This is a genomic window from Vibrio iocasae (assembly GCF_042245395.1).
Taxonomy (GTDB): domain Bacteria; phylum Pseudomonadota; class Gammaproteobacteria; order Enterobacterales; family Vibrionaceae; genus Vibrio; species Vibrio iocasae.
Genome location: NZ_CP145310.1, coordinates 1084823 through 1110510 on the forward strand (window position 1 = coordinate 1084823; position 25688 = coordinate 1110510).

The window sequence follows — 25688 nt, forward strand, 5'->3', positions numbered from 1 at the left end:
AGTTTTATGACAGTTTTAGTATTGGGGGCGACAGGGGCAACAGGTCGGCTTGTGGTCAAAGAACTAATTTCGCGGGGTTACAATGTAAGAGCCATTGTGCGGGCATTGGATAGAGTAGACCGTGACCTTATCGCCAGCAGGCAAGTAGAAGTAGTGGTTGCCAACATAATTGATTTGTCTGAGGAGCAGTTAATTTCCCATGTCAGAGGTTGCGAAGCTGTGATTTGCTGTCTTGGGCACAATTTGTCACTAAACGGAATTTACGGCCAGCCAAGAAAGCTAGTGGCAGACACCACAAAGCGTGTATGCCAAGCTATAACCAAACTAAAACCAGTTCAGCCGGTAAAATTTGTATTGATGAGTACGTCTGGATATCAAAACTCACTAAGAGGTGAGACAGTTTCCTGGATGCATAAAATGGTTATTCAGCTAATAAGAAAAACCATTCCTCCCCATGTGGATAATGAAGAGGCTGCCCAGTACCTGCAATACAATGTATCCGGCTCTTTATCTCAGTTGGAGTGGGTTGCGGTCAGACCAGATAGCTTGATTGACCAACCAATGAAAACGGAGTTTTCTGTTCACGCGTCTCCGATTTGTGACCCGATATTTGCATCAATGAAGAGCAGTCGCATCAATGTCGCTAATTTTATGGTGGAATTGATTTGTTCACCTCAAACCTGGAGTATCTGGAAAAATGAAATGCCCGTTCTCTATAACGACCAGAAAGGTATCAATGTGTGACACGGGAGTCGGAACATGCGTCATCCAATAATCAATCAAATAGAAAAAGCTGATAAAGCGATAGTTGCGGAAGATTTTGATACCTTAATGTCTATCTATACTTGTGATGCTATATTAGTGGTCGAGCCTGGCAAAAACGTTGTTGGCAAGCAAGCCATCAGAAAAGCGTTTGAGGCTATAGCTGTTTATTTCAGAAACGGCCTGAGAGTTCACCAAAACGGTTTAGAAATTTTGGAGTCTGGTGATACAGCTTTAGTGCTGGCGAATACGGTTGTATCAGCGCCGAATTACCCAGAAGTTACCAGAAAAGCAACCTATGTCTTTAAAAAGAATCGGTGTGGTCATTGGTTGTGCTCTATTGATAACTCATTTGGGCATGACATTATCCAAATCCCTGACCAGACCCCATGTTAGGACTTACATTACCGCCACATAAGCAGCCAATGTTATGATCAATTATCTATTCTATTTCAGCCCACAAACACTTTTAATATGCGTTGTGACACTTGAGGCTGGAACAGCAAATTTTGCGTAGTCATCGAGCCAGGTTACGATATTGAGAAACGTTATCTTCAAACGGTACGTAACGCTGGCGAAATTTACTACCTTCAACAAGCTCAGGTAGTTTAATTCTATCCATACGAAAGTGGCGAAAATCATTTCGTAGTGGATCCCATGCAACCAGATACCAGAGAGGCCACAGTATCAGTATAGCTTGCGGCTCTACTTCGCGACTCGTAGTAACACCTTTCGCATCAAAGTATTTGAAACGGATAATCTGTCGCTGCAAAAAAGTCGTTTCGAAAACAGGCAAAAGGTTGGTATCTATCTCTCCTATGTTAGTTGTATCAACACCCGGTGCGAGCTTTCCAATATATAAACCATCCAATAAGCGGCGCAGGTCTTTGACTTTATCTGAGGACAATAAGCCCTCTATTTTTGCTAAGCCGGTATCAGCAATATTAGAAAATGGCATACTCCCGGTTGAACGTATCGCGGTCACACTGATGATAAGAGAAAATACCTCAACAACAGAAATTCGAGCGCTGGTTAAGACGGACTGAGGCTCAAGTCGAAGCCCCCCACCAGGCCCTGCTTCCGAGTGAATAACAAACCCTTCTTCCCTCAGCGTACTGATATCCCTTAGTATTGTACGCCTCGATGCACCAACACTTTCAGCCAAACCCTCTACGGTTAATGTTCCATTTCGTCGAAGATTACGAATGATGGCATCTTGTCGTACTCTAACGTTCATTTTTACACTTCCTGATATTTAGTGCCAACTGGTGTCACCATTAAGTTATACATTACTTAACATTATTTGTCAGTGGATCCAAATGTTGTTTCGACTCAGACAATTATCTTAGTAGATAGCCGCATAGCTTAAATGTAGAACAACCATGCCACCACTCAGGAGAAGGACTATGTTAGATTTTAATCACTTTCCCACACCCCAGTTAATTTCGGTGAATAATATCGAGCTAGAAGTGTTCGAAGCTGGTCAGCAAAACGCTGGAAAGCCAATTATACTTTGCCATGGCTGGCCAGAGCTCGCTTTTTCATGGCGTTACCAAGTGCCTGCCCTCGTAGCTGGGGGCTACCACGTCATCATTCCTAATCAACGGGGTTATGGAAATTCCTCATCTCCTAAGGAAATAGAGGCGTATGATATCGAACATTTATCTGGTGACCTTGTTGCCCTGCTCGATCACTATGGATACGACAATGCCATTTTTGTTGGTCATGATTGGGGAGCAATGGTTGTCTGGGGACTAGCTTTATTACACCCCACCCGTGTTAGCAAGGTAATAAACCTGAGCTTGCCCTATCAGGAACGCGGTGATGTGCCCTGGATAGAGCTCATGTCACAACTACTTGGTTCGGATTATTACTTTGTTCATTTTAATCAACAACCGGGGGTTGCTGATGCCATACTAGAAGAGAACACATTTCAGTTTCTTCATAACTTGTACAGAAAAGATACTCCCACCCCAGGTGTCGAGTCCGACATGATGATGATAAAACTCGCGCAATCGGAAACGGCTTCTGGCAATCCTTTGATGAGTGAGCCTGAATTAGACGTCTATGTATCTTCCTTTAGAGCTTCGGGGTTTAACGGTAGTATCAACTGGTATAGAAACCTTGACCGGAACTGGCACCAATTAGCGGATGTAAACCCTGTGATCCAGCATCCGACACTGATGATTTATGGTGATCGAGACATGATACCTCAACCAGAAAATCTGAAAGAGTTTGTACCCAATGTCCAAGTCATTCATTTAGACTGTGGTCATTGGATACAGCAAGAGTTACCGGAAGAAACAAATCGGGCAATCTTAAACTGGCTCAATAGATGACGCATTAAGGCAACTCTGAACACTTCGGGAGCATTAATCGTCAATTTGAGTTAACTCTCCCGAAGTGAGGTCTGTTCAGAGGATGTTTAGCCCAAATATATCTTTAATATCAAAAAGTACCCTCTCAGTTTTCTCTTTAGATAGTTGGCTTCCTTCAGCCAAAATATTAATTAGCTGTGCTTTATCATCGAGTAGTTCGGCTCTTTTCTCTCGAATAGGTCTAACTAGCTCTTGCAAACATTCTTCAAGGATTTTCTTTGTAGTTCCATCACCAAGACCGCCTCGTTGGTAATGTTCCTTCAAGTGAGTGATGTAGTTTGAGTCTGGGTGAAATGCATCAAGATAGGTAAAAACAACGTTTCCTTCGACGCAACCAACATCCTCATTCTTCAAGTGATTTGGGTCAGTATACATTGATTCTACAGCAACACTGTTCTCCTTCTGGGAAGCGCCAAGATTGAAAGCGTTCCCCATTGATTTTGACATTTTATTCTTTCCGTCCGTGCTAGGTAGACGTGATGCATTTCTAAGCAGCGGACGGCATTCATTGAGGACTGTTTTTCCTGCTAGGGTATTTATTTTCCTTACAATTTCATTCGTTTGTTCAAGCATAGGCAAGAATTATTTTTTGTTTTTATGAATTATGAGAGAGACCTGCAATACCAATGGGTTTATGGCTTTCTCATCAAAAAGCCCTTTCTCCAACCAAAACCTGAGAAAACCACCCAGCAATTCTCGACTATCCCATCAAGTCGATCGAAGCAATTCTCGAAATTTTGTTGCTAACCAGCCGCTCTGCGATACAAGCAAGTAATCCTCCATTACTTCATATATGCCTCTTATAGAACAACAACAAACTACAACAAACCACAACTCCGCGTAAGAAGCTTTTGGACATTTCTGAGTTACAACGAAGGGCTGTTTTCTACCCTATCGATAAGATTTAGTATCCCAAAAAGACAACAATACCGTTTCTATTGCTGATCACTGTGACAGAAAATGGACTTAAGCTTCCATCTCGAACTGTAGTATTAAATCCACTTTATGCAGGACTGAATAGCAAGCATGTGGATTTCTCTCCCCCCAAAAAACAGGCTGGCTAATATGGATTTTTTCATTGAGCCGATGACACTAAACTTGGGGAAAGTCCAGTACTTATCGAAAATTGGTCATCTTGGCGAGTTTTTGGTTCGATATCGTAACCTTACCCGAACCGTATACCAGAAAGGTGATTCTAAACAATCCTTATAGTCTAACTAGTCAAGATTGAGTAATTGATCGAACTCAGCTTAGATAAATTCCTGATTTTAGATTAGCTCCACTGCTACGAGAATAGCAGTGGAAAGTTGAATCCTTATTCAGACCTCGTGTTTTAGTACATCGGGTCTTTATGACAAGTGATTAAATTTTAACTAAAAGGTGTTTCCTTCAAGTTGTCAGCACAAACCGATAGCTGTCTTATTACTCGAGATGAGACTAACAATTCTTTCATTTGTAACAGCGTCTCAGGAGAAGACTCTTCGTAAACCTTGGAAGATTCTTGCCATTGTTCTTTGCTAGGCCACTGAGCGTAAGCCACATAAGTATCATCTGTTTCAGTTTCGTGCAACCTTGAACCTAGACTACCCCGCTGTGCGTAAACAAATTCAGTATGATCTGCCCACGCCTTTATAAACGGCTCATCTTTACCTTTTTTTATTTGAAATTCATACATGACTATAAACATGTTTAACTCCTCACAATTGAACCAATACAATAGTCCCTTTAGATAATTAAAAACTAGCAGTTTCCTTAAGTAAAACTGGTATTTCTTTTGAGAAATCGATCCAAGGGTTTGCACCTAAGCTATCAGACCAGTTAACACTTGGGTCTTCATAGCGCATTATAAAATTCTCTGGCCCATGTGCGTGAGCTACAACTAGTCCATAATCAGCATCAAAAAAGCCACCATGAGGGACCAATCCAGGATAAGAGATACGCCATGCACTTGATTCCCTGTCAACATATCCAAGCGTGAGCTTTCCGACTACGCCATCTTCGAGAACGAAAAACCAAGTCCATTGCCCTCCGGATATGATGGTCATTACTTCGTCAATGCCTTCACCACTATCTGAACTGTTGACATGTAGTTTGCCAAACTTGTGTTGAAGAAAATACTTCGTTTCCTCTGACATCGATTTCATGTCGTAAACCTTTGGGTAAGGGGAGACATTTGGCTCAGAAGTAGACAAAAGTCCACCTCGAGGAACAGCTGGCTCCCTACCGGCTATTTCAATTTGTTGAAGCAACTCCCCCCTGTGTAACGCAAACGTCTCCAGAAGAAGTGATTGATCTTGTTTGCTCAAAGCCTGCTTCTTAGAGCGTTCTAAAACGTCTTGAACATTGTTTGGGATAGAAGCTTCAGTAACTTTCACACCAATTCCTTTCAATGCATTGTTTACATTCTGAATACCATTTACGGCGGGCCTGCCATCACTAAAGGCTAATTCAAGAACACCCAAAGAGCTCGGGTTGCTCGCTAAAGCATGAGAAGAAATAAGGGTAAATATAATAGATATCAATAATCTTTTAAGCATGTGAATCCTCCAAATATGTCTAGTTATCTTCCAAAATAAATATAATGACAAATTGAAGAACAATAAATATTAGTTTAGTGAATTGTCAATTCACCGTATTTTCATTGAATGCACACTTAAGTTTTAAAATAATATACATAACACCAACTAAGGATAATATTATGAATATTATTTACATGACAGTACTTACGGCACTCGCGCCAATTATTTGGGGCAGTACTTATTACTTAACTACTGAATTCTTACCTCCAGGCCAACCCTTTTTAGCAGCCGCTATTAGGTGTTTACCCGCGGGTATATTCTTACTGGCTATATTCTGGGAAAGAGTGAACTCAGCATCATTCAAACGTCTATTTATATTATCGATATTAAATATTTCATTATTCCAAAGTATGCTATTCATTTCTGCGTATAATTTACCTGGTGGGCTAGCCTCGCTGATAGGCTCTTTACAACCAGCGATAGTGGCATTTCTGGCTTTCGTTTTTAAAAACGAAACACTATCCAAGACCAAGATTTTTATGTTCTTTACTGCATTGATAGGGATGAGTTTAATCTTTGTTCAGAATTCAATTCAGTGGGATCTTTTGGGCGTGATAGCGGCACTTATAGGAGCTATCTCAATGTCCTTTGGCACTTTTTTGTCAAGAAAGTGGTCAAGCAACATTAACTTATACGCTTTCACAGGATACCAGTTAGTATTAGGAGGCATCATATTGCTGTGTATATCTCCGTTGTACGATACGTACCCCACAAACCTGGAGGCCAAAAACGTCTATGGGTATGCTTATCTGGTCGTTTTTGGAGCCATAATTTCTTACTCAATTTGGTTTAATGGTGTAAAGAAACTGCCCCTAAGTGTCGCAAGCTCTCTTGGTTTTTTAAGTCCAATTACCGCAATTATTATTGGTTGGGTCGCCTTGAACCAATCACTAACTCTGACTCAACTAGCTGGCGTGGGATTGGTCTTATACTCCCTATGTAAAATAGTCTCACCAACGAAGCCAGATACTCCAAAAATAGTGGCGACTAAACTACACAAGAATACGTTCGATTAAGAAATCGATGAAGCTTCGAACTAGTTTTGAGTGCGCTCGGCTACTTGGATAAACCGCATAAAGATAATGATGCTTAGGTAGCCAATCCGGCAGAATTTCAACTAACTCACCTGAATCTAATTTCGATTTAACATACGTATAGGGTGTTAAGATGACACCCTTACTAAGCGTTGCAGCTTCAACTAGTGCTAGGCTATTGTTGACCGTGAAATGAGAAAACGTAACATCCACTTCTTCTACTTCGCCACCACGATCAAATCGCCATGTGTTTGATGAAGATAAGCTGTAACCGAGGCATTGATGCGACTTTAGATCTAAAGGACTTAATATTGGAGGAAAAGCGTCCAAATAGGTTTGGGAAGCACATAGTGTTCTCTTTATTTCATTAAGCTTTCGGGATTTCAATGAGGAATCAGCCAAAGCACCTGTTCCACGTATAGCGACATCAACCCCTTGGGATATAAGATCGAGATGCCTATCGTCCATTAATATCTCAATTGAAACGTTTGGATAAACATCTGAAAATTCGCAGATAAGTCGATTTATCACCTCGATCCCCAGAGACACTGGACAACCAATTTTCAGCTTTCCCGCAATGTGTCCTCTATTGAAAAAGAGGGTTTGCTCCGCATTGTTGATGGTATCTAAAGCGACACACACCTCTCGGTAAAAATCCAGTCCGGATTCGGTAACAACTAACTTTCTCGTGGTACGGTTAATTAAAGGGGTATCCAGTGAAATTTCTAACTCATTGATGTTCTTTGTCACAGCCGCTTTTGATAGTTTTAGATCCGTCGCGGCCGCTTGGAAGCTTCCTAACTCAACAATGCGCCTGAATACCGTCAACGCTCTTATTTTATCCAAAATTTATTCCTTAAAACTAACTCAATAATGTTTATAGACTAACAACTCGCCTTTCCCAACGTTGACAATACAATGAGATAACCCTGGATGTCGTTCTATCCAAACAAGGAGCTCTTCTAGCTCTTCTCTATGAGAATTAGCGTTGTCACATATCAGAAGCCCCCCCTTCCTCATGCGGGAGAGTAAAGCATTAAAGTAGCTTAGATACTCGTCTCGATTTGCATCCAAAAAAACCATATCAAAGCACGGTGCATCAGTATCACGAAGATATCTTTGCACTCCAATTTGGTAAGTAGAGACTTTACTTTGGACGTTTAATTCCTTGAAATTCTCATTCGCTTCTTTAAGTCTAGACGGATTTATATCTAACGTGATAATCCTACCGGAAGACGGTAAGTTTTTTGAAAGCCATAGTGTGGAGTATCCATTGGAAGTGCCAACTTCTAGCACCCGCTCTGGCTTTTCCATTGTTACCAAGAAATTCAAAAACTCCCCTGTATCTCGGGTAATGTTCAAGTATTTGTCTTTTTTATCTAGTGCGAAAATATCGTTTTGGGCTCCTCTTGCTTCCATAGAAGCAATCAATGTGTCAAATGTCATAATACTTCCAGCTTTTTAAGAGTGTTCAACAAATCCGCATACTTAGTAGTAGCGCGGATAGCATACTTTTCATTGACAATTAGCGTAGGAATCGAGCGCACACAATACTTAAACGCAATCTCCGAATCTCTTGTAAGCTCACTCAAGACGTGCTCCGACTCTAGTAATTGGTTGAATGCCTGTTTGTCGTATTCTAGGTCATTGGCGGCTTGCTGGATCACCTCTATATCATTAACGTTCTTAGTTAATTGAAGGTGATATTTTTGCAGTAAATCAAACATGTCCCAATGACCTTTTTGGCCATGTAGGATCTCAGCTGCCTTTGTCGCTTTAGCTGCAAGTAGACCATTAGGGTAATTAAAATCAGCTTCGCGCATGCCTGATATATTAAATTTTTCGTTATTCCCCTCAAATGATTGACAAGACTCCCAGTGTTGAAGAATTTCCGCTTTTGCATTTTCTAGCGAACCCCACTTATTAATCATCTCTCTATCATTTCTTTGTAATACAAAATTCCTATGAACAACTCTAACGTCGTATTCGCTAGCCAATCTTCTTAAAGCAGGTGATTGTATATAACACCACCCACACACAACATCATGAAAAAATTCAATTTTAGCGTTCATGTTTACCTCGTTATTTATAAATCGCATTCAGTATAAAGTATTAAACTAGCCACATCTGTAAAAATACTTTTCACTCACAGTAAACAATTATTCTGATATTGTTATTTTGAAAGTTAATATAGATATTGGGTGCGTTATATGAAAAACATTTTAGATTTAATGATTGAACGTAAAACAACGGGCATTTACGATTCGTCGGTTGAAATATCATCACAAGAGGTGATTGAAATTGCCAATTATGCATTTCAGTCTCCGTCTGCTTTTAATTTGCAGAACTGGTATGTCGTAGCAGTCCACTCTAAAGAGGCAAAAAAGAAACTTTGTGAAGCCGCTTATGGCCAACCACAAACTAAAGATGCTGCGGTGACTTATATTGTGTGCGGCAATAGTGATGGGTATAAGCAGCTAGACACGATTTTACAAAGTGATGTCGATAAACTAATCATCCCTGAAGGTATAAAGCAAGCATGGGTCGATATGGCGGCCACAAGTCATTCAGGCAGTGAAACAATTCGAAGAGATGAAGCGATTCGCTCTGCTTCATTGTTAGCCATGAGCTTGATTTATGCAGCCGAAGCGAAAGGATATAACACCGGTAGTGTAGGTGGATTTGACTCAGGCTTGATCAAAGATTCTTTCAACCTGGGAGAAGAGATGATCCCAGCAATTCTTATTACGGTGGGCAGAGCTGCAGAAGGTAACTGGTCCAAAAAAACCAGGCGTGCGACTCAAGAAGTATTGAGTGTCGTATAGAAGAATAACGGGGTTAGCTTGTCTAACCCCATATTAAATGGACCACCAGGCATCAGTATGAACGAACGACAAAAAGCACAGAAAGACTTTGAATCGAGTGGGCAAAATATCATCGTTGGCAATGCTTCCGAATGCCCTATAGACCCGCTTATTCTTGCGAAAACGGATGCAAACTCTTCTTATGTCAGAAAGAGCATCGATTCGGGGTTAACGGCTAAAATCTACCAAATAGAAATTAATGGCATTCATTACACGCTAAAAATTAAACGAAAACAGGCTTTGGTTTCAAATCTTGATGGTGAATTTTCGTTTATGAATGAAGTTCAGAGGCGATTGGATTTTTACAGACTTAAGGCATCAAAAGAAACCAGTTCAAAGTTTAAAAATATTGTTGAAACGATATATGCAGACTATCGGTTAGGAATTATTTTATCTCCTTGGATTGATGGGGAAGCCGTGAATAGCCTGAACTCAGACATTTTTAGGCAAATACTGACCACAACCAATGAGTGCGAAAAGCAAGGTTTAATGGAATGGGATCTATGTGAAGGTAACGTTCTTATTGATGGTAATGGAAAGGTCTACCTGTTTGATTTTGGGTATATGTACAAATTTAATCCACTTACAGATTTCAACAGCAACGGTAAAACAGATCCTTTATTTCACTTGGTCGAGCGGTTTGAAACAAGATTCTTTTTTGGATGGCTTATTAAGCAAACCTCAATGACATTCGAGGAACAATTTGAGCTCTATCGAGAGCTTAAACTAGTTGCATCTGAAGTATTTGAAGACAAAGTAAAGTGGCTTTCTGATGCCAATGCTGACCAAAATGTGGTTTCACAATTCGAACAGCTCTTGCGCAAATGGAAAGCGGCATTAAGCAATGATGCACTTTTGCTAGATATGTTCACTCTTGAGTCCTTTCGTTCACACGTTCTCGATGTGGAGGACGACCTTCATGGTCAGAGCTGCACTCCCAACACTATAAAAAGAATCGATGTAATAATTGAATCAATTAGTGCTCATTATGCTTTTTTGCAGACCAATGGTGGATTGTTCTATGGAAACAAAGATAAGAATCAGAAAGACTTAATTGATACTTACCGAAGCAAACGAGCGCTAGCAAAAACATATCTAATCAATAAATCAACCGATTGATATCTGTTGACATGGAGGTTGATTTGAACATTCTATTTTCACCGGATATTTCTTCAAATTATCCAAATAAAGGATTAAAAATTAGTGTCAATTCAATCGAAACAGCATTGAGTCGAGATGAATTAGTACTGCATTACCAACCTAAAATTGATCTTCATACTTTAGATATTTTGGGCTTTGAGGCCTTAGTCCGTTGGAAGCACCCTGAATACGGGCTTTTAATGCCCAATGATTTTTTATACAGGTTTGAGGAGGTAGGACTCTACTATCAGTTGGATCAATGGGTCTTCAGACAAGCAGCTCGTGATCTAAATAATTTTTTGATTCAAAAAGGCTATTCCGTAGCAGTTAACATGAGCCCTCAAAGTATAAGTGAAACATTGTTCCCTTGTTTTATTCGCAACGAACTTGACAAGTACTCAGCAAATCTCTATCAGAAAATAGAGATTGAGATTTTAGAGTGTTGCAAATACAGAGCACTAAAAAAAATACAAGAAAATATAAAATCATGTCGAAAGATGGGCTTAAGGTTCTCGCTTGATGATTTTGGTACTGGTTGTTCCTCTCTATCCCGACTTCAGTGCCTAAGTGTAGATACAATAAAAGTAGATCGCTCATTTATCTGCAGTGAACATTATAGTCAAACTGAAATTGGTATTCTCAAAGGTGTTCTAATGATGTGTCATGAGGCTAATCTCAATACTGTCGTGGAGGGGGTTGAAACTGCGCAACAATTTACATTTCTTCGAAAACTAGGTTACAAACAAGCGCAGGGCTACAAAATATCAAAGCCTATTACGTTGGAAGAAGTGACTGACTGGGCCAATCAGTGGCCAAATTCTATGGAGCCGTTCTTATGACTAAAGTACACCGCTACCGTGGAATTAAAGTGGCTCTACTGTACCCTTATTAGTGTTTGATCATGTTTCATCCAGTACTAGAGCCTTAAGCTGATAATATAAAGTGTTTAGGTTCAAACCACTGAAGATGCCCAAAATGGATTGCTCAAGATGCATTAGCCTCTCCCGGATAGCTAGATTGGTATTAAAGCCGTTACTGGCCAGGAACTTTTGTAGCTGGTGGAGGCGATGAACATTAGTTTTGTGACTTTTTGCAAAGGATGCCAAAGTGGCTGGCTCGCAGAGAAGCAAATCATCAAACAACACCTCAACATGCTGATTAAACTGATTATGAAATCGATGAAGTAACCGGCGTGTAGCTTCCTGGTAGGCCTTATGCTGCGAGTACTGCCGGTCTTTTTTCCGGTAAGGATTGTCTCTCAACAATTCAAATGCGGCTTCAAGCTCTTCACGATATAGGCCGTTATATTGATAACCTCGATACAGGTTTGGGTAGTGGCTCTCATAGTAATGAACTTCAGCCTCATAGACGGCTTGATTGACCAGATAACTCATATCTGCGGAGGGTTTAACCCCATTTCTACTCGCCCACTTGGAAAGTCGGGTCGCTTTTACTTCCAATAGGCCTCTATCGGGGACCAAATCATCAAAACCTCGCTCTAATTGGGCAATAAACTCTTCCAATTCTTTAAACTGAGTGTTCTGAGAGGATTGCGCTTTTCGGGCAGACTCTTCCTTTAATTTATGTAACTGAAGTACTTTCTCGCTGACCTTTACAATCGCGCTGTTGAGCCTTTTGTTTAGTATCGAAGATTCGTAATAAAATACCGAATCTTTTAGCTCATCTAATCGCAGGCTCTCTTGGCGAAGCCTATCTAAGTTGCTGGAGTTTTTTGCCAGATAAAAAGCGGTATTGAAATGCTTTCGAAAGTCCAACAGTGCTTTGGCCAAGTACTTGCGTTTTTGCTTGCGATTTAACTCAACCAGGGAGTTCGATAACTTCCTGTTGATCAAGTCTATATATGCATCAATCCTTTTATGAAACCGCCGTTTGCTAAGAAATACAGTGATCCAGCTGAGCTGCTCTTTTATCTCGTTATGAGCATAGTCGTTGAGAATTTGATCATCTGAATAGGCCAACTGTCGAAGTAAACGGATGTGTTTTGCAATATCGTCTCGCTCCGCTTGTTCCTTTTGAGATAGCGCCTCAGTAAAAGATGCAGAAGTGATTACAGCGTACGGTAAACGCTGGTCAGGCAGTAAGGAAAAATCAGTGATTGATTTGATGACAGATTCGTTTGCGATAGTGATGGATTTTGTATCATTTTGATATCTAGCTACCGGGTACAGAACTTCAAAAGTCAGTTCACTATTTTGCTCTGTTTGGTATCTGGCTTCCTGCGTGAGCAGAAATGCGTTGCACTCCACCTTTTCTAAAACATCTGGTTTCGCCTCTTCACGAGAAGTTGCTGAGCCGTAAAGCACAACATTGAGAGTGGTATTATTCCTTGCTTCGCAATCGGGACTGAATAACCAGATCAAATTGATGGATTGCTCACGGAAAAAAGCTTCTCTTAGGGCAATAACTTCGGGACTCATCCAAAACCGAGTTAGTTCAATGGCGTACCTATTTCCAGGCAGGTCTTCAAAATAAATATCTGGTTTCCGGCGACGATTTGATTCTGCATCCTTCGAAAAAAGGTATTTTTCGATGGCCAGATTCTTATAGTGCCCACTACGAAGAATTTGTTCTGCTAACCAGTGTTTGTTTTCAAAATGCCATTTTCCCTCACCAAAGTAGATATCACCGGTACCAAAAAACGAAGTGGCTCCAGAGTAAAAGGAGCAGAGCTCGGTCCTCTCTGGATCCGGTGCCTTTGCAACATTATGTCTAAAATAGGGTGTGATACCTGAAACTGGGTTGCCAGCAACAAATACTACTGGACATCCGCAGTTTAAGCATACCGCATAATTTTTACTGTGGGCTGATGCCTCTGCAATATAGCTTTTTAGGCGCGATTGAGAAATGAGTGTGTCATCAGTGCCACCATTCATATAGTCAACTAAATGTGAAGCTAGTACAGGTCGGTCGAACCCCTCTACTTCTAGCTCCCACATTGAATGTTTATCGTGTGTATTCATAGAATGGCCTTGGTATGAAAAATCAAGATGACTTTTGGTCTATAAACAAGCTCTGGCTGAAACCGTTAGTGAATATCAACAGTTTCCAACTCTGCAGCCAATAGATCAAATACCCGGCGAACTCGCATGTTCGTTCTAAGCTCCTCATGACATATGAGCCAGAGTGGTAGCTCCATCATCGGAAAGAAACCCTCGGGAGCTCGCAATAGTTTTGGCTCTTGTTTCGCTATGTCTTCTGGCAAATACATCAACCCTAAATGGTTTTTGCATAACTCTAGTTGAGCAGGCTGAAATTCAGTGGAAAGCTTGAAATTATCTTCAACTAGCTGCCAGCCATGCTCTGCTAACTGTTCAATTATTCTTCTGTTATTTCCAAAGCCAATAATTTGTATATCACGGAATTCCCCTTCCGCACCTAAATCAAAGAACGGTTGGAGGTACTCTCTAGTACCATACAAATAGACTCGCTCTTCTCCCAGCTTCTTTGCAATGAGACTCGGCTGACTAGGTTGAAAACTTCGAAGAGCAATATCGGCATCTCTACGTTTCAAATCACTTACGTCGTTTGTGACGACCAACTCTATGGATATATTTGGCTCTGTACGTCTTAATTTGCTAAGAACCGGTGGCAACCTATATACGGCGTCAAGCTGACAAGCTGAAATCACGACGACACCTTTGAGAGCTTCCGATTGACCATTTGCAGCCATCGAAAACTTGTGGGCCACATCGGCCATTTCGCGAGCGATATTAAGTAACTCGATACCACTGCGAGTGAGTGTTAATTTATGCGCCGAGCGCTCAAAAAGCGCAACACCAAGCTCATCTTCCAGAGCTGATACCTGACGACTTAGCGTCGGTTGTGTCACACACAAAGATTTTGCTGCCGCTGACAAGCTTCCAAGCTCTGCAGTAGCTAAAAAAGCTCTTGTCCGGTTCCAGTCAAAAGAAATTGATTTCCAGTTCATACAAATCTGTATGCCTCTATGCATTTTTAACCAATTACCATTAACTATATGTATAGATATAGTGTCAGCACAATTGTTTTATTGAGGTAATTTTATGACAGTTTTAGTATTGGGGGCGACAGGGGCAACCGGTCGGCTTGTGGTCAAAGAACTAATATCGAGGGGTTACCACGTAAAGGCCATTGTACGATCTATAAGTAGAGTAGACAGAGACCTTATAGCCAGCAGACAGGTAGAAATAGTGGTTGCCAACATAATTGATTTGTCTGAGGAGCAGCTGATTTCCCATGTCAGAGGTTGCGACAGCGTAATTTGCTGCCTTGGGCACAATTTGACACTGAAAGGAATTTACGGCCAACCAAGAAAACTGGTCGCAGACACCACAAAGCGGATTTGCCAAGTTGTTACCAAACTAAAGCCAATTCAGCCGGTAAAATTTGTATTGATGAGTACGTCTGGATATCAAAATTTACTAAGGGGCGAGTCAGTTTCGTGGAGGCATAAAATGGTTATTAGGCTGTTGAGAAAAACCATTCCTCCCCATGTGGACAATGAAGAAGCTGCCCGTTACCTGCAATACAATGTTTCCGGCTCTTATTCTCAATTGGAGTGGGTTGCAGTCAGACCAGATAGCTTGGTTGACCAACCAATAAAAACGGAGTTTTCTGTCCATATGTCTCCGATTTGTGATCCGATATTTGCGTCAATGGAGAGCAGTCGTATCAATGTTGCCAACTTTATGGTGGAGTTGATTTCTTCACCTCAAACCTGGAGTGTTTGGAAAAATGAAATGCCAGTTCTCTATAACGACCAAAATAGTATCAATGTGTGACACGGGACTTGAAACATGCATCATCCAATAATCAATCAAATAGAAAAAGCTGATAGAGCGATAGTTGAGGAAGACTTTAACACGTTAATGTCTGTGCGACCTGAAGTGGTATGAAGCGTTGTTCACCACGATAAGAGTGAACCATCTGTATCACCAGATGACCCTAGGTTCCTGAATAAAGCAGTGGAACCGACAGGTAACGAAACTCAGGCTTTAGGCTGAGTGGGAACGGAATCGTGAGAGGATGTTCCCCCTGAGAACCACAATTCGGGTGAGTGCTAGGGAGTCAATATGATGAATGTAATGTGAATCCATGTAAGGTGCGTTATTGTCGGAGAACAATAGACTTTGATCGGAAATGCGCCTTTGAACGCAATTCTTAGACTATAAAAAGGCTAAAGTTTGATCACTTTTGAGGCTCTTTGCCTCCAGAAGGGCTGTGGAAATGACAATAAAGTCTGATCGATCTCTAGCAAGATTTTGGACAATAGTAAGATAGCTCGAACGGAACTAATCTATCCATCACATAAATTCTGATATCCCAGTTATCATTATCTGCGGTAGCTGTGATGATAGAAAATATGCATGGTTGTTAAGTTATAAATAAGTCCTTACACAGCTTAGTTATGACTATTTATACAGAATATAGGGGCTCTGGTATAAAAGAGCCCCTGAGTGACGATGAAGGCTACGCGTTCTTAGGTGGAGTGAAAGCAGTGAGTTCTAAAGCAGGACCTGTGTATTTCTCTATCTTCACTAACGCAGAGTTTGCTGCACACCCATTTGCTAGACGTGAAGTAGGAATATCCAAAGTCAGTACGTTTGCGCCCCCGTTTTTACATAAGCCTGTCTCCTTATCAAGGTCAGGCCAGCCACCTTCGTGGATACAGACGGCACCTTTCTTGATACCATCGGTAACTATAGCACCAGCAAGTACTTGTCCTCTATCGTTATAGGCTCTAACCAAATCACCGGATTTAATTCCCCGAGCGTTGGCATCTTCGGTATTGATTGAAATCGGCTCACGATTTGCAATCGCATAGTCTTCTCTCAACTTGGCATAGTTAAACTGACTATGAAGACGATGAGCTGCATGTGCGGTCATCAGTTGAAGCTCATCACCACCTGCTTTGCCGTAAAACTCCGTCGGCTCTAACCAAGTCGGGTGAGCTGGGCAGTCTTCTAACCCATATCCCTCAATGGTTTTAGAATAAATTTCGATTTTACCGCTTGGTGTTCCTAGAGGGTTAAGAATAGGGTCATTTCTAAAATCTGCATGACGAACAAACTGGGCTGCCTTTTTATTGAACTTCATTTCAATCAGTTGGTTCTCATCCCAGAACTTACCAAATTTAGGCATTCGTATACGTGCAGATTTCCCTGCTTTCTGTGCGGCATCATAAAACTCTTTTAGCCACCCCATTTCATCTTTACCTTCAGTAAAGACATCCCGTCCACCGGCTTTGAGCATCTCTGCCATGTCGGCGAAGACATCAAAGTCGTTTCTGGCTTCTCCTTGAGGCTCCACTACTTGCTTCATTGGCACGAGATGTTGATTACTGTAATCGCCTGTCATCGTCATATCATTACGTTCAAATGACGTCGTAATCGGTAGCACAACATCCGCATGTTTCGCAGCCGCAGTCCAGTAGATTTCTGAGATAACAACGAGCTCAGGTTTTTGCCACGCTCGAATCAAACGATTCGTGTCTTGATGATGGGTAAAGTTACCACCACCGGCCCACCAAATCATCTTCACTTCAGGGAAAGTGAGCTCCTTACCGTTATGCATGTATTTTTTGCCCGGATTCTCCAGGGCTTCGACAATACGCGCGACCGGGAAGCTGTTTACTGCACCAGAAATGGCCCAATCATTGCCCGCTGATGAACCACCCCCGATGGAAGCCGATATGGCAGGTAAGACGCCCGCATCGCGTGTCGGGTTACCACCATTTGAATAATGATAGGAGAAACCGAATCCCCCTCCTGGCAAACCGATTTGCCCAAGCATTGCTGCTAAGGTCACCACCATCCAATGACGTTGCTCTCCATATTGCTGTCGTTGAATACCCCAACCCGCCATCAATATCGTTCGGTTTTCACTGAATATCTTTGCAAGCATCTCTAGCTGTTTCGCAGGAACCCCACAAATCTGCTCAGCCCATTGCGGTGTTTTCTCTACGCCATCAGATTTACCCAACAAGTACGCTTCGAAGTTATCGTACCCTGTTGTGTACTTGTCTAAGAAGGCTTTATCATGTTTTCCAGCACTCACCAAAGCGTGTGCTATACCAAGCATCATGGCAACATCCGTCATTGGGTGAGGGGCAATCCATTGTACAGAATCACCTAAAAAATCAACGGTTTCTGAACGCATTGGGTCAATTGCGATGATGGTTTTGCCGGATTTCTTTAATTGATGGAAGAACTCAAGTCCCGAGCAGTCCGTGGAGCTCCAAGCAATCTTTAGCGTATTAAGAGGATTCATTCCCCACAAAACAATAACGTCTGAATTTTCGAGAACCACCGGATGAGTGGTCTGCTGCTCATACACCTCAATAGAGCCCATGACATGGGGGAGAATGACCTGAGCTGCACCAGTAGAATAATCGCCCAGATGACCTGAATATCCGCCAGCCATGCTCATGTATCTCTGAAGAAGCGTCTGAGCTTTGTGTAAAACACCACTGGAACGCCAGCCGTAAGACCCTGCGAAAATCGCCTCCGCACCGTTTTCCTTACGAATACGCATGTGTTGTTCATGTATCAGCTTATAAGCTTCATCCCAAGAGATACGAACGAACTCATCATCCCCACGCAGACCTTGTGGGCTAGAAGGATTGTCGAGGTAACCTTTTCGAACCATTGGGTACTTGATTCTTGCCTTGGTATAAACCTGGTCAGGCCCAGTACTTTGCAAGCTGTTAGGAACGGTTTGAGCCAAAGCATTTGTGGTAGAAACCAACTTCCCATCCTTAAGCTCGCACAACAGTGGCCCCATGCGTCCAGCAGTTAATACGCCTTTGCCTCGTTTATTGTTTGCTATTGCTGTGATTGGTGTCAGTGAGGTAATAGCCAGAGCCCCCGTTGCAATACCAGTTCCCTTTATAAACCCTCTACGTGTTATCTCGTTCATTATTATTTCCTTCTTTTAATGATTGACCACATCTTTTGCGTGATGCTGGAAATACTTCGTTAATAGTTCTAAATCTTCAGATGTAATGTCCGTTCGTTCTCCCATTCCTTTTGCGACTGGTCCCCAGGCATTGACAGTAAAATGATGGGCCGCGATTTTTGCATGACAAGTAGAGCAATAAACGTTATCCAGCTCTTCTGCATACGCCCAAATTGGTTCCTGACTGTTTACAACGGGCGCATCAATAGAAGTGTATAGCGTTGCGCTGCGCCACTCGTTACCATACTCATCAGCTTGGTATTCGCCAGTTTCAAGCGTTGATATTCCTTTTTCTGTCAAGGTGGCAACAATGGCACGTTGTCCTCGTCCCATATAAAGAACCTGTTCAGCCCCTTTCATTTGGTAGGCGTCAAGTTGAACTTGTCTGATACTTTCATCTGTGGAAATCACATTCAGAGTGGCCGTTGGGTTGATAAAACCCAGGTCTTCCATGGCAATTCTCTGGATTGGATACACCACCGTTGCATCTTTTGGGGTCGAGCTAGCAATACTCAAGAGCTTATCAAACGCTTCACTGTCCATTTCAGGCTCAGGAGCAAAATGTGCTACGCCTTTATGACAATCGATGCAAGTTTGATTGTTTTCTCTGCCATACTCGTGCATTTTTACTGCATCTTTGGATTGCTCATAAGTGTCCATCGCTTCGAACGTATGGCATGAGCGACACGTAACGGAGTCGTTTTTTCTCATTTGTGCCCAAACCATTTCAGCCATAGCCATGCGGTGTTCTTCGTATTTATCCTCAGAATCTATTTTTCCAGTAACAAACTCATGATAGATGTCTTTGGTGGCCCGTATTTTTGTGAAGAGATAACCTGAAATATCAGTAGGAATATGACAATCTGAACATTCTGCTCGGATGCCTTTAGCGTTACTGTAGTGAATGGACCCCTCATACTCTTCAAGGGGAATCGACATGGAATGACAGGAGACACAAAATTCCGTGCTCGACGTGTAGTGCATTATTGCAGCCGCACCGCCTAAAGAAATCCATCCAATAAGGATCCCGACAGCTGCAATAAACGCGATTGAACGTTTATTAATGGCCATACATCACTTCTTATCATTGATTTGCTTAGCGCCAGATGATACTACTTTAGTGTTAGTTAATAGTGAGCCATGTCTACTGTTTAACTTTTGAGCATTTTCAAGTTTCTTTTTGCAGGCGCGGTCACAATTAACTTTGCATCTCAATGGTTTTAGCGGTTTATTCTGCCAAGCAACCTATTCCCACTATCATTGCTCACTACTGAGGCTTTACATGGCATATCGCGACAACAATAAATACCCACCTTTGCTTGATACGGTCATTTATGAACAACTCACTGCTGATATAGCAAAAAAGAAAGTAACCGAGCAATCAATAAGAAAAGATGCGATTAAAATACTCGAATCGCTTATCGCCGAGCATGGTATTGGCACCTCTATGAACGCAATTAAGAACCAAGGTTTTGATGAGGAAGCATTTTTGTACCTAGTAAAGCCACTCTATCGCGAAGCGACAAAACGCAGAGAGGCTCAGGAGCGAGGTCAAAGCGCCAATGAATCCGAAACTTCCATAGAGCCCGAAAGCCTTGAATAGTGGTTATCAATTGCAAACCAAAGAAGTTCTCTCTCAAGTTCACATTCTCTAGACTATAATTATTCCAAATGATACTGGGCAAATAATTATGGCTGACATAGAGACAACCACTTTGCTTGACGATACGCTCCTTCAGCTTAAGAAAGCACGCGTTAACTACAACGATGTGTCCAAAAACTACAATGAGGCGAACCGCAGATTTCAATTAGGTGAGCTGGATAGAGCCTATGTTGATGAAGCCCTGAGTGAAAAATGCCAAGCTTATGGTTACCTTCAAAGTGTTTGCAGAGCATACTTTAACGGTAGGTGAGTTTGGGTTGCATAAAAAATGCGAGGTGCCTGCTACTTACCTTTATCTGTCTTGCTGGAGTGCATTTCCTTTTGTGCTAACACTGGCGGATGCAGCGACATAAACAGTACTAGAAACGAACATCCCCCTGGATTTTCCAGACCCCCTTAGATAAATATTACCTATCCCTAGAGTACATAGTTAGAGAGTTTGAAAGTAGCAATTATAACGGCTCTGGATAATACTTAATTGGGCAAACTGCTCTAAATAATTGAAAGACTAGGTCATTTAACTAGACTGTAAAATATTTATTTACCTTATCACAACAAATTACATTGCATTCATAATTTGAATACCTAAACCTGATATCACCCTGCATAAATATATGTCTTTTCAATCACTTATCACTCTGATAACTTGAATTTATATTGACCTGATTCTCATCATTTTCTCTCTCGAAAACAAGGATAGTGGATATGACCCATTGGTCTAAAGTGACTCTTGTATTACTTTTGTTTGTAAACGGCACTTCTGTGGCTGCACCAACAGGAAGTGGGTTTAGTGGTGAACTATCTGTCATGGCAGGTATCATCTCCAGTCAAAGTAATTTCGATACAGATAGTGCTGTAAAATCAAACAGTCTGAATACAGCAGGCAAAGCAAACCAAAGCTTCCTTGCATTGCCATTAGGCCAGCTTCGTTACCATTTTGGCCCTAAAACTGAGCATGAGTTGTTCTTAGGTACCTCTCGCGCCGATATAATACAAGGTGTTGCTGCTGTTGAAGTAGGTTATAAACATTGGCTTGGAAAGCGTTCTTTTATCGCGATTTCTGCTCTACCCACTATCATGGAAAAAGAAACCTGGGCTGACCCATTTCTAGTTGATGAAGCGCGTGATATCACTGATGAATCAGGTAACGCTTATCGGTTCCAGTATGCGGATATTCTAGGCACGGGACTTAACGCGGATGTTGGGTATTATGAAAAAGAGATAGACAATGAGCTTTCAGCGAGTACTTATGCAGACTCTATCTCACATCAATTAAAGCGTGATGGCGAAGGTTTCTATTCAAAGCTCTCGTGGACAGTGTATGCAGGGCCTGGGACTTTTATACAACCTTCTGTGCGAAGAAACTCTTATTCTGCCGAAGGTCTAGCGCAATCCAGTACACTATGGGGCTACTCTCTGACCTTGATCCGCAGAAGTAAGCAACACTTTTTTGCACTTACGGGAGACTATGCTCAAAGAGAGTTTGATGCCATTCACCCTCTTTTTAGTGAAGTCCAAGAAGACAAGAAAGTGGGGACAACTGCAATATATCAATACAATGATCTAATGGGATATCGAAATCTAAGTGGAAACTTGTTATTAACGTATTCTGATGTGGATTCAAATCTGGCTTTTTACGATGAAAACTCGCTATTCGTCGCAACCGGGCTGACCTATAAGTTTTAAACCACAAGGAGAGGTTAAATGAAAAAGTATCTATTAACGTTGTTCATGTTTATGTTAACTGGCTGTTTGGGCATGCCAGAAAACCTCTCACCGGTAACAAACTTTGATGGTGAAAGGTACATGGGAAAATGGTATGAAGTCGCCCGTATCGACAATCGATTTGAGAGAGGCATGTCCAATGTTACCGCAGAATATACGTTACTTGAGAACAATAAAATATCAGTCGTAAATCGCGGTTTCTTAGACAAAGAAGGCGAGTGGAAAAAGGCAGAGGGTATAGCGTATTTTGTAGACTCTGCGCAAGAGGGATACCTAAAGGTGTCTTTCTTCGGACCTTTCTATAGTTCTTATGTAGTATTCGAACTAGGCGATGACTACGATTACGCCTTTGTTTCAGGCTCTGACACCGATTATCTCTGGCTCTTGTCCCGCTATCCATCAGTGACTAGCAAGATTAAAGAAAGATTTTATGCTATATCAAAAGAGCGGGGATTCGACACGAATAAAATAATCTGGGTAAACCAGGTTGACTAAGTGGCCATTCCTTCTACCGCAACTGACTGGATAATAAGGGCAAAGGCCCCATGATTTAGACAGAAAGTGGGGCCGTTTAGATGACCATCGAAATCATTCACAAAACAGCCTTCACAAAACAGCCTTCATAGCTCATTGCTGGACAAAAATGCATTTGAGGCTTTGGACGAAATCTACCCATCAGAGAGTTTGTCATCTCCAAAATAGAAGAATGGCACCACTTCCGGTGATGCTGCTTGTGCACTAAAATGGAAGGTTCTGGACAAAATTACCTTCTCCCTGCTGCTTCTGAACAACTTACTTGCTCACTTTCTTCCTGCTATTAACATTTTGTTCCAGAGCTACATTTTCATATCTATGCAAAGGGCTTATTCAATTTGGTATCGACTAAGACTACATTGAAACTTCACTATATTGCTTATGCCATCCAGTGGAGGGAGTCATATGATGTAGTTGGTGGATAAAAATACGTCTTGCAACGAGCATTAAAAAAGAGTGATATGACGCGTCTACATACTACAGGAACATGGCTATCTATCGTCGTATTATCGCCACTTGATTGAGCAGCCCATACTGGCAAACTGGTTTTCTGGCCCACGATCTGTCTTAGCAATTTGCGTCATAGCAATTACCAACTCTTTAGTGCGGTTTGGTAAACTTTGCATGCGTGCATCATCAAGTCTTCCGCGATACTGAAGCTCTCCACGCTTGTTGAAGCCAAAAAAGTCTGGAGTACAGACGGCACCAAAAGAACGCGCTACTACTTGTTCTTGATCGACCAAATATGGGAAGTTAAAACCGTAATGCTGACTAAATTGTTTCATATAAATTGGGCTATCTTCCAGGTAAGCGTTATAGTCATTGGACATAATAGCTAAGAAATTGATCCCTTCCGCTTTCAGCTCATTGCTGTCCATAGCTAGACGTTCCGCAATAGCTTGAACGTACGGGCAGTGGTTGGAAATAAAAGCGATAACCAGACCATTCTCGCCAATAGATTTTGATAGTGTATGAATATTACCATCAGGATCTGGCAGTGCGAAGTTAGGCGCTTTCCAACCGAAATCACATATAGGTGTATCTAATAACATGTAAATTTCCTTTGTTATTTCGAAATCGTAATAATTTTGTATTAGCACTATGCACTGAGCTGGAGAAGTCAGTTCAGTGCATAGCAAGTGTTGCTAAAGGCTGTTTAGTTTGACTCTGACCATGCATTCGCGGTAAACGCAGCATCTAGTTCGGTTTCCGCTATATGGTTGGTGTAATTAGACATTACTTTAAGACTGGTTGCGACGATCACTTCTAGCACTGCCGCCTTCGTGTAACCAGCCTCAAAGAAGGCTGCAAGCTGCTGTTCAGTTGGCCAACCACGAGAGTCATTAATCACAGCAGCGAATGTGCGCAGAGCTTCTAATTTTGGGTTATCAATAGGAGTGTTGTTACGCAGTGCTTTGATCACGGCATCATCTACACCTTGCATTTGTGAAATTGTTGTATGGGCAGCCATACAGTACTCGCAGCCATTCAATCGGTTGTTGGTCATGAGAACAATTTGGCGTTCGGTTTCTGTAAGTTCGCCTTGGTTTAAAATGTCGGCTAATTGGATGTATCCATTGAGGATTACTGGGGACTCTGCCATGGTGGCGAGTAGGTTAGGGACAAAACCAAATGCTTGTTTTGTCTGCTGAAGCAAAGCTACTGAAGCTTCTGGGGCCGAATCGATGGAATGGGTTGTAAAAGTACTCATTGTTATTCTCCATTAAACTTAAATGACAGTTTGATAGCGACAAAGCTATTTTAAATAAAGACCTCATTCGATCTTATGTACCAATTGGTACAAACAATGCTAGCTCTATTTGTACCAAATGGTCAATACTTTTTGCGAATAAAATTTATTGGGACTTTAAAGAAATCTAATAGGGTGAGTTCACAACCGAAAGGCTATCTTGTGATTGAAGCTTGAAGAACTACTGGGCTGCAATTATGCACGTAAAGGGTGGAGAGTGGCAGTATCACACTTGCCACTATTAAGATCTTGGCACTATTGAATCAGTCGCATGGCTTGATTTTTTATGGTGGTAAGGCTTTCAATATCAAATGTGCCTCGAGAAAGTACTCTCAAACCCACCAATAGTGTCATGAGCCCAATAGCTTCGCGTTTTGGATCAATCTGGTTGGGTACAACGCCCATCTCTAACCCCAGAGTGAGCTGGCGTTCAAAAAAGGTTTCGGTATCGCCTAATCCTTTCTTAACAATAGATTGAATGTCTTCGTCTTGGTTAGGTAAATCCAAAGCCATGTTGACCAGAAAACAGCCCTTCTTTTTTATGTCTGTTATGCTTTGTTCGATTAGCATATCGAAAAGCGTTTCTATTGCCTGTAAAGGGTTGTTAAGTTCCTCTAACTTAACAAGAACATCTTTGCGTTGCTCCCTTTCGTACTTAATTAGGCTCAGGGTGAAAAGTTTCTTTTTGCTCCCAAATGCGTTATAAAAGCTGCCTTTCTGCACACCAGTAGCTTTCATTAAGTCAGACAGTGAAGTTGATTGATACCCTTTTTCCCAAAACAATTCAGTCGCACGGTCTATGGCATCGTCAATGTTAAACGATTTTTCCCAAGGCATATTTTTTCCGAAATCTAAATGTCTTAAGAGTAATAATACCGTGACTGTACTGAATGGTCAAAATGCGCACCTGCAAACGGTCATGTAGTAGTTGCCTTGGAGATAGTTTGTACTGCAGCGACTACTTACCTTTACAAATCGATGAGGGTGGCTTAACAAACGTCGTCTTAAACGTTTTTTGAAAGAGCTTTCTGAGCGGTGTTCCGTATTTCGCGCAAAGTCAGGGAAGATGCCCACTATGGTGCGGAGACTTCAATGATCACCAAAGAATATGGGACAAGCCTTTTTCCGACTATTGTACCTTTTGGCTACAGCGCTTTCATCACTTTAACTGTTTGATATATAACATACCTTACGCGATTTACGTATGTTTATCATACAAACACATAGCAATCACAAGGTGTCGCGGGTATCAGGAGAATTGTCCTCTCGCGATTTAGTTCTCCAACAGTGTATGTCTAGTCTT

At 41.7% G+C, this 25688-nt stretch carries 26 protein-coding genes and 1 pseudogene; 13 read left to right on the plus strand and 14 right to left on the minus strand.

Going from position 1 to position 25688, the window contains the following annotated elements:
* Nucleotides 1-6 precede the first annotated feature (6 nt).
* Both SNR28_RS04900 and SNR28_RS04905 read left to right on the plus strand, forming a co-directional pair.
* Nucleotides 7-744 (plus strand): NAD(P)-binding oxidoreductase, encoded by a 738-nt coding sequence (locus tag SNR28_RS04900; protein WP_375748096.1) that lies wholly within the window; start codon nt 7-9, stop codon nt 742-744.
* Between the two features lie 15 nt (nt 745-759).
* Nucleotides 760-1158: a YybH family protein gene (locus tag SNR28_RS04905; RefSeq protein ID WP_375748097.1), complete on the plus strand. Its 399-nt coding sequence runs from the start codon at nt 760-762 to the stop codon at nt 1156-1158.
* A 121-nt stretch (nt 1159-1279) separates the two neighbouring features.
* Here SNR28_RS04905 and SNR28_RS04910 read toward each other — a convergent pair whose 3' ends face one another.
* Nucleotides 1280-1999, minus strand: a complete 720-nt coding sequence (locus tag SNR28_RS04910; RefSeq protein ID WP_375748098.1) for a helix-turn-helix transcriptional regulator — start codon at nt 1997-1999, stop codon at nt 1280-1282.
* Nucleotides 2000-2168: 169 nt separating this feature from the next.
* On the opposite strand from SNR28_RS04910, the gene SNR28_RS04915 reads away from it, so the two are divergent.
* Nucleotides 2169-3101: an alpha/beta fold hydrolase gene (locus SNR28_RS04915; protein WP_375748099.1), complete on the plus strand. Its 933-nt coding sequence runs from the start codon at nt 2169-2171 to the stop codon at nt 3099-3101.
* 75 nt (nt 3102-3176) lie between these two features.
* On the opposite strand, the pseudogene SNR28_RS04920 reads toward SNR28_RS04915, so the two are convergent.
* Nucleotides 3177-3719: pseudogene (locus SNR28_RS04920) on the minus strand (tryptophan--tRNA ligase); the annotation flags it as partial.
* Nucleotides 3720-4205: 486 nt separating this feature from the next.
* On the opposite strand from SNR28_RS04920, the gene SNR28_RS04925 reads away from it, so the two are divergent.
* Nucleotides 4206-4352, plus strand: coding sequence for a hypothetical protein (locus tag SNR28_RS04925; RefSeq protein ID WP_375748100.1), 147 nt, complete (start codon nt 4206-4208; stop codon nt 4350-4352).
* A 157-nt stretch (nt 4353-4509) separates the two neighbouring features.
* Here SNR28_RS04925 and SNR28_RS04930 read toward each other — a convergent pair whose 3' ends face one another.
* The gene (locus SNR28_RS04930) at nt 4510-4827 is read right to left on the minus strand and encodes an antibiotic biosynthesis monooxygenase family protein (protein WP_375748101.1); all 318 of its coding nucleotides are present in this window, start codon (nt 4825-4827) and stop codon (nt 4510-4512) included.
* Between the two features lie 46 nt (nt 4828-4873).
* On the minus strand, nt 4874-5677 hold the full coding sequence (locus tag SNR28_RS04935; RefSeq protein ID WP_375748102.1) for a hypothetical protein: 804 nt from the start codon (nt 5675-5677) through the stop codon (nt 4874-4876).
* Between the two features lie 161 nt (nt 5678-5838).
* Between SNR28_RS04935 and SNR28_RS04940 the strand changes: the two genes are divergently transcribed.
* Nucleotides 5839-6735: an EamA family transporter gene (locus tag SNR28_RS04940; protein ID WP_375748103.1), complete on the plus strand. Its 897-nt coding sequence runs from the start codon at nt 5839-5841 to the stop codon at nt 6733-6735.
* On the opposite strand, the gene SNR28_RS04945 is transcribed toward SNR28_RS04940, so the two are convergent.
* Genes SNR28_RS04945 through SNR28_RS04955 form a run of 3 tightly spaced genes read right to left on the minus strand, consistent with a single transcriptional unit; the run spans nt 6712 to nt 8825 of the window.
* Nucleotides 6712-7599: a LysR family transcriptional regulator gene (locus SNR28_RS04945; protein WP_375748104.1), complete on the minus strand. Its 888-nt coding sequence runs from the start codon at nt 7597-7599 to the stop codon at nt 6712-6714. The genes SNR28_RS04940 and SNR28_RS04945 overlap by 24 nt on opposite strands.
* A gap of 21 nt (nt 7600-7620) precedes the next feature.
* On the minus strand, nt 7621-8199 hold the full coding sequence (locus SNR28_RS04950; RefSeq protein ID WP_375748105.1) for an O-methyltransferase: 579 nt from the start codon (nt 8197-8199) through the stop codon (nt 7621-7623).
* A complete protein-coding gene (locus SNR28_RS04955; protein WP_375748106.1) occupies nt 8196-8825 on the minus strand; it encodes a DsbA family protein in 630 nt (209 codons plus the stop codon). The genes SNR28_RS04950 and SNR28_RS04955 overlap by 4 nt, the downstream gene beginning before the upstream one ends.
* A gap of 138 nt (nt 8826-8963) precedes the next feature.
* Between SNR28_RS04955 and SNR28_RS04960 the strand changes: the two genes are divergently transcribed.
* The 3 genes from SNR28_RS04960 to SNR28_RS04970 are packed head-to-tail and all read left to right on the plus strand — an operon-like array spanning nt 8964 to nt 11596.
* The gene (locus SNR28_RS04960) at nt 8964-9578 is read left to right on the plus strand and encodes a nitroreductase family protein (protein ID WP_375748107.1); all 615 of its coding nucleotides are present in this window, start codon (nt 8964-8966) and stop codon (nt 9576-9578) included.
* A 57-nt stretch (nt 9579-9635) separates the two neighbouring features.
* Entirely contained in the window at nt 9636-10736 is a 1101-nt protein-coding gene (locus SNR28_RS04965; protein WP_375748108.1) for a phosphotransferase, read from the plus strand.
* A 23-nt stretch (nt 10737-10759) separates the two neighbouring features.
* Nucleotides 10760-11596 carry an EAL domain-containing protein gene (locus SNR28_RS04970; protein ID WP_375748109.1) on the plus strand — a complete coding sequence of 279 codons (837 nt, stop codon included), beginning with the start codon at nt 10760-10762 and terminating at the stop codon, nt 11594-11596.
* A 60-nt stretch (nt 11597-11656) separates the two neighbouring features.
* On the opposite strand, the gene SNR28_RS04975 is transcribed toward SNR28_RS04970, so the two are convergent.
* Nucleotides 11657-13738 carry a hypothetical protein gene (locus tag SNR28_RS04975; RefSeq protein WP_375748110.1) on the minus strand — a complete coding sequence of 694 codons (2082 nt, stop codon included), beginning with the start codon at nt 13736-13738 and terminating at the stop codon, nt 11657-11659.
* Nucleotides 13739-13803: 65 nt separating this feature from the next.
* Complete coding sequence (locus tag SNR28_RS04980; RefSeq protein ID WP_375748111.1) at nt 13804-14706, minus strand: LysR family transcriptional regulator; 903 nt, start codon at nt 14704-14706, stop codon at nt 13804-13806.
* A 94-nt stretch (nt 14707-14800) separates the two neighbouring features.
* Here SNR28_RS04980 and SNR28_RS04985 point away from each other — a divergent pair, with 94 nt between their 5' ends.
* Nucleotides 14801-15538, plus strand: a complete 738-nt coding sequence (locus SNR28_RS04985; RefSeq protein ID WP_375748112.1) for an NAD(P)-binding oxidoreductase — start codon at nt 14801-14803, stop codon at nt 15536-15538.
* Between the two features lie 688 nt (nt 15539-16226).
* Here SNR28_RS04985 and SNR28_RS04990 read toward each other — a convergent pair.
* Together SNR28_RS04990 and SNR28_RS04995 are read right to left on the minus strand one after the other, a co-directional pair.
* Nucleotides 16227-18674 (minus strand): trimethylamine-N-oxide reductase 2, encoded by a 2448-nt coding sequence (locus SNR28_RS04990; RefSeq protein WP_375748113.1) that lies wholly within the window; start codon nt 18672-18674, stop codon nt 16227-16229.
* 15 nt (nt 18675-18689) lie between these two features.
* On the minus strand, nt 18690-19784 hold the full coding sequence (locus tag SNR28_RS04995; protein ID WP_375748114.1) for a NapC/NirT family cytochrome c: 1095 nt from the start codon (nt 19782-19784) through the stop codon (nt 18690-18692).
* A gap of 211 nt (nt 19785-19995) precedes the next feature.
* Here SNR28_RS04995 and SNR28_RS05000 point away from each other — a divergent pair, with 211 nt between their 5' ends.
* From SNR28_RS05000 to SNR28_RS05015, 4 genes are all read left to right on the plus strand, one after another.
* Entirely contained in the window at nt 19996-20316 is a 321-nt protein-coding gene (locus tag SNR28_RS05000; RefSeq protein WP_375748115.1) for a hypothetical protein, read from the plus strand.
* 88 nt (nt 20317-20404) lie between these two features.
* On the plus strand, nt 20405-20626 hold the full coding sequence (locus SNR28_RS05005) for a hypothetical protein (RefSeq protein ID WP_375748116.1): 222 nt from the start codon (nt 20405-20407) through the stop codon (nt 20624-20626).
* A 455-nt stretch (nt 20627-21081) separates the two neighbouring features.
* The gene (locus SNR28_RS05010; protein ID WP_375748117.1) at nt 21082-22062 is read left to right on the plus strand and encodes a DUF2860 family protein; all 981 of its coding nucleotides are present in this window, start codon (nt 21082-21084) and stop codon (nt 22060-22062) included.
* A gap of 18 nt (nt 22063-22080) precedes the next feature.
* Nucleotides 22081-22596 (plus strand): lipocalin family protein, encoded by a 516-nt coding sequence (locus SNR28_RS05015; RefSeq protein ID WP_375748118.1) that lies wholly within the window; start codon nt 22081-22083, stop codon nt 22594-22596.
* A 545-nt stretch (nt 22597-23141) separates the two neighbouring features.
* On the opposite strand, the gene SNR28_RS05020 is transcribed toward SNR28_RS05015, so the two are convergent.
* The 3 genes from SNR28_RS05020 to SNR28_RS05030 form a co-directional block, all read right to left on the minus strand.
* Nucleotides 23142-23687: a thioredoxin family protein gene (locus SNR28_RS05020; RefSeq protein ID WP_375748119.1), complete on the minus strand. Its 546-nt coding sequence runs from the start codon at nt 23685-23687 to the stop codon at nt 23142-23144.
* Nucleotides 23688-23791: 104 nt separating this feature from the next.
* Nucleotides 23792-24346, minus strand: a complete 555-nt coding sequence (locus SNR28_RS05025) for a carboxymuconolactone decarboxylase family protein (RefSeq protein WP_375748120.1) — start codon at nt 24344-24346, stop codon at nt 23792-23794.
* A 294-nt stretch (nt 24347-24640) separates the two neighbouring features.
* A complete protein-coding gene (locus SNR28_RS05030) occupies nt 24641-25222 on the minus strand; it encodes a TetR/AcrR family transcriptional regulator (protein ID WP_375748121.1) in 582 nt (193 codons plus the stop codon).
* Nucleotides 25223-25688: the final 466 nt, after the last annotated feature.

Bases quoted from the DNA above. Each gene is read 5' to 3' on its own strand.
- SNR28_RS04900 (WP_375748096.1), top strand. From the start codon at position 7: ATGACAGTTTTAGTATTGGGGGCGACAGGGGCAACAGGTCGGCTTGTG.
- SNR28_RS04905 (WP_375748097.1), top strand. From the start codon at position 760: ATGCGTCATCCAATAATCAATCAAATAGAAAAAGCTGATAAAGCGATA.
- SNR28_RS04910 (WP_375748098.1), bottom strand. From the start codon at position 1,999: ATGAACGTTAGAGTACGACAAGATGCCATCATTCGTAATCTTCGACGA.
- SNR28_RS04915 (WP_375748099.1), top strand. From the start codon at position 2,169: ATGTTAGATTTTAATCACTTTCCCACACCCCAGTTAATTTCGGTGAAT.
- SNR28_RS04925 (WP_375748100.1), top strand. From the start codon at position 4,206: ATGGATTTTTTCATTGAGCCGATGACACTAAACTTGGGGAAAGTCCAG.
- SNR28_RS04930 (WP_375748101.1), bottom strand. From the start codon at position 4,827: ATGTTTATAGTCATGTATGAATTTCAAATAAAAAAAGGTAAAGATGAG.
- SNR28_RS04935 (WP_375748102.1), bottom strand. From the start codon at position 5,677: ATGCTTAAAAGATTATTGATATCTATTATATTTACCCTTATTTCTTCT.
- SNR28_RS04940 (WP_375748103.1), top strand. From the start codon at position 5,839: ATGAATATTATTTACATGACAGTACTTACGGCACTCGCGCCAATTATT.
- SNR28_RS04950 (WP_375748105.1), bottom strand. From the start codon at position 8,199: ATGACATTTGACACATTGATTGCTTCTATGGAAGCAAGAGGAGCCCAA.
- SNR28_RS04955 (WP_375748106.1), bottom strand. From the start codon at position 8,825: ATGAACGCTAAAATTGAATTTTTTCATGATGTTGTGTGTGGGTGGTGT.
- SNR28_RS04960 (WP_375748107.1), top strand. From the start codon at position 8,964: ATGAAAAACATTTTAGATTTAATGATTGAACGTAAAACAACGGGCATT.
- SNR28_RS04965 (WP_375748108.1), top strand. From the start codon at position 9,636: ATGAACGAACGACAAAAAGCACAGAAAGACTTTGAATCGAGTGGGCAA.
- SNR28_RS04975 (WP_375748110.1), bottom strand. From the start codon at position 13,738: ATGAATACACACGATAAACATTCAATGTGGGAGCTAGAAGTAGAGGGG.
- SNR28_RS04980 (WP_375748111.1), bottom strand. From the start codon at position 14,706: ATGAACTGGAAATCAATTTCTTTTGACTGGAACCGGACAAGAGCTTTT.
- SNR28_RS04985 (WP_375748112.1), top strand. From the start codon at position 14,801: ATGACAGTTTTAGTATTGGGGGCGACAGGGGCAACCGGTCGGCTTGTG.
- SNR28_RS04990 (WP_375748113.1), bottom strand. From the start codon at position 18,674: ATGAACGAGATAACACGTAGAGGGTTTATAAAGGGAACTGGTATTGCA.
- SNR28_RS04995 (WP_375748114.1), bottom strand. From the start codon at position 19,784: ATGGCCATTAATAAACGTTCAATCGCGTTTATTGCAGCTGTCGGGATC.
- SNR28_RS05000 (WP_375748115.1), top strand. From the start codon at position 19,996: ATGGCATATCGCGACAACAATAAATACCCACCTTTGCTTGATACGGTC.
- SNR28_RS05005 (WP_375748116.1), top strand. From the start codon at position 20,405: ATGGCTGACATAGAGACAACCACTTTGCTTGACGATACGCTCCTTCAG.
- SNR28_RS05010 (WP_375748117.1), top strand. From the start codon at position 21,082: ATGACCCATTGGTCTAAAGTGACTCTTGTATTACTTTTGTTTGTAAAC.
- SNR28_RS05015 (WP_375748118.1), top strand. From the start codon at position 22,081: ATGAAAAAGTATCTATTAACGTTGTTCATGTTTATGTTAACTGGCTGT.
- SNR28_RS05020 (WP_375748119.1), bottom strand. From the start codon at position 23,687: ATGTTATTAGATACACCTATATGTGATTTCGGTTGGAAAGCGCCTAAC.
- SNR28_RS05025 (WP_375748120.1), bottom strand. From the start codon at position 24,346: ATGAGTACTTTTACAACCCATTCCATCGATTCGGCCCCAGAAGCTTCA.
- SNR28_RS05030 (WP_375748121.1), bottom strand. From the start codon at position 25,222: ATGCCTTGGGAAAAATCGTTTAACATTGACGATGCCATAGACCGTGCG.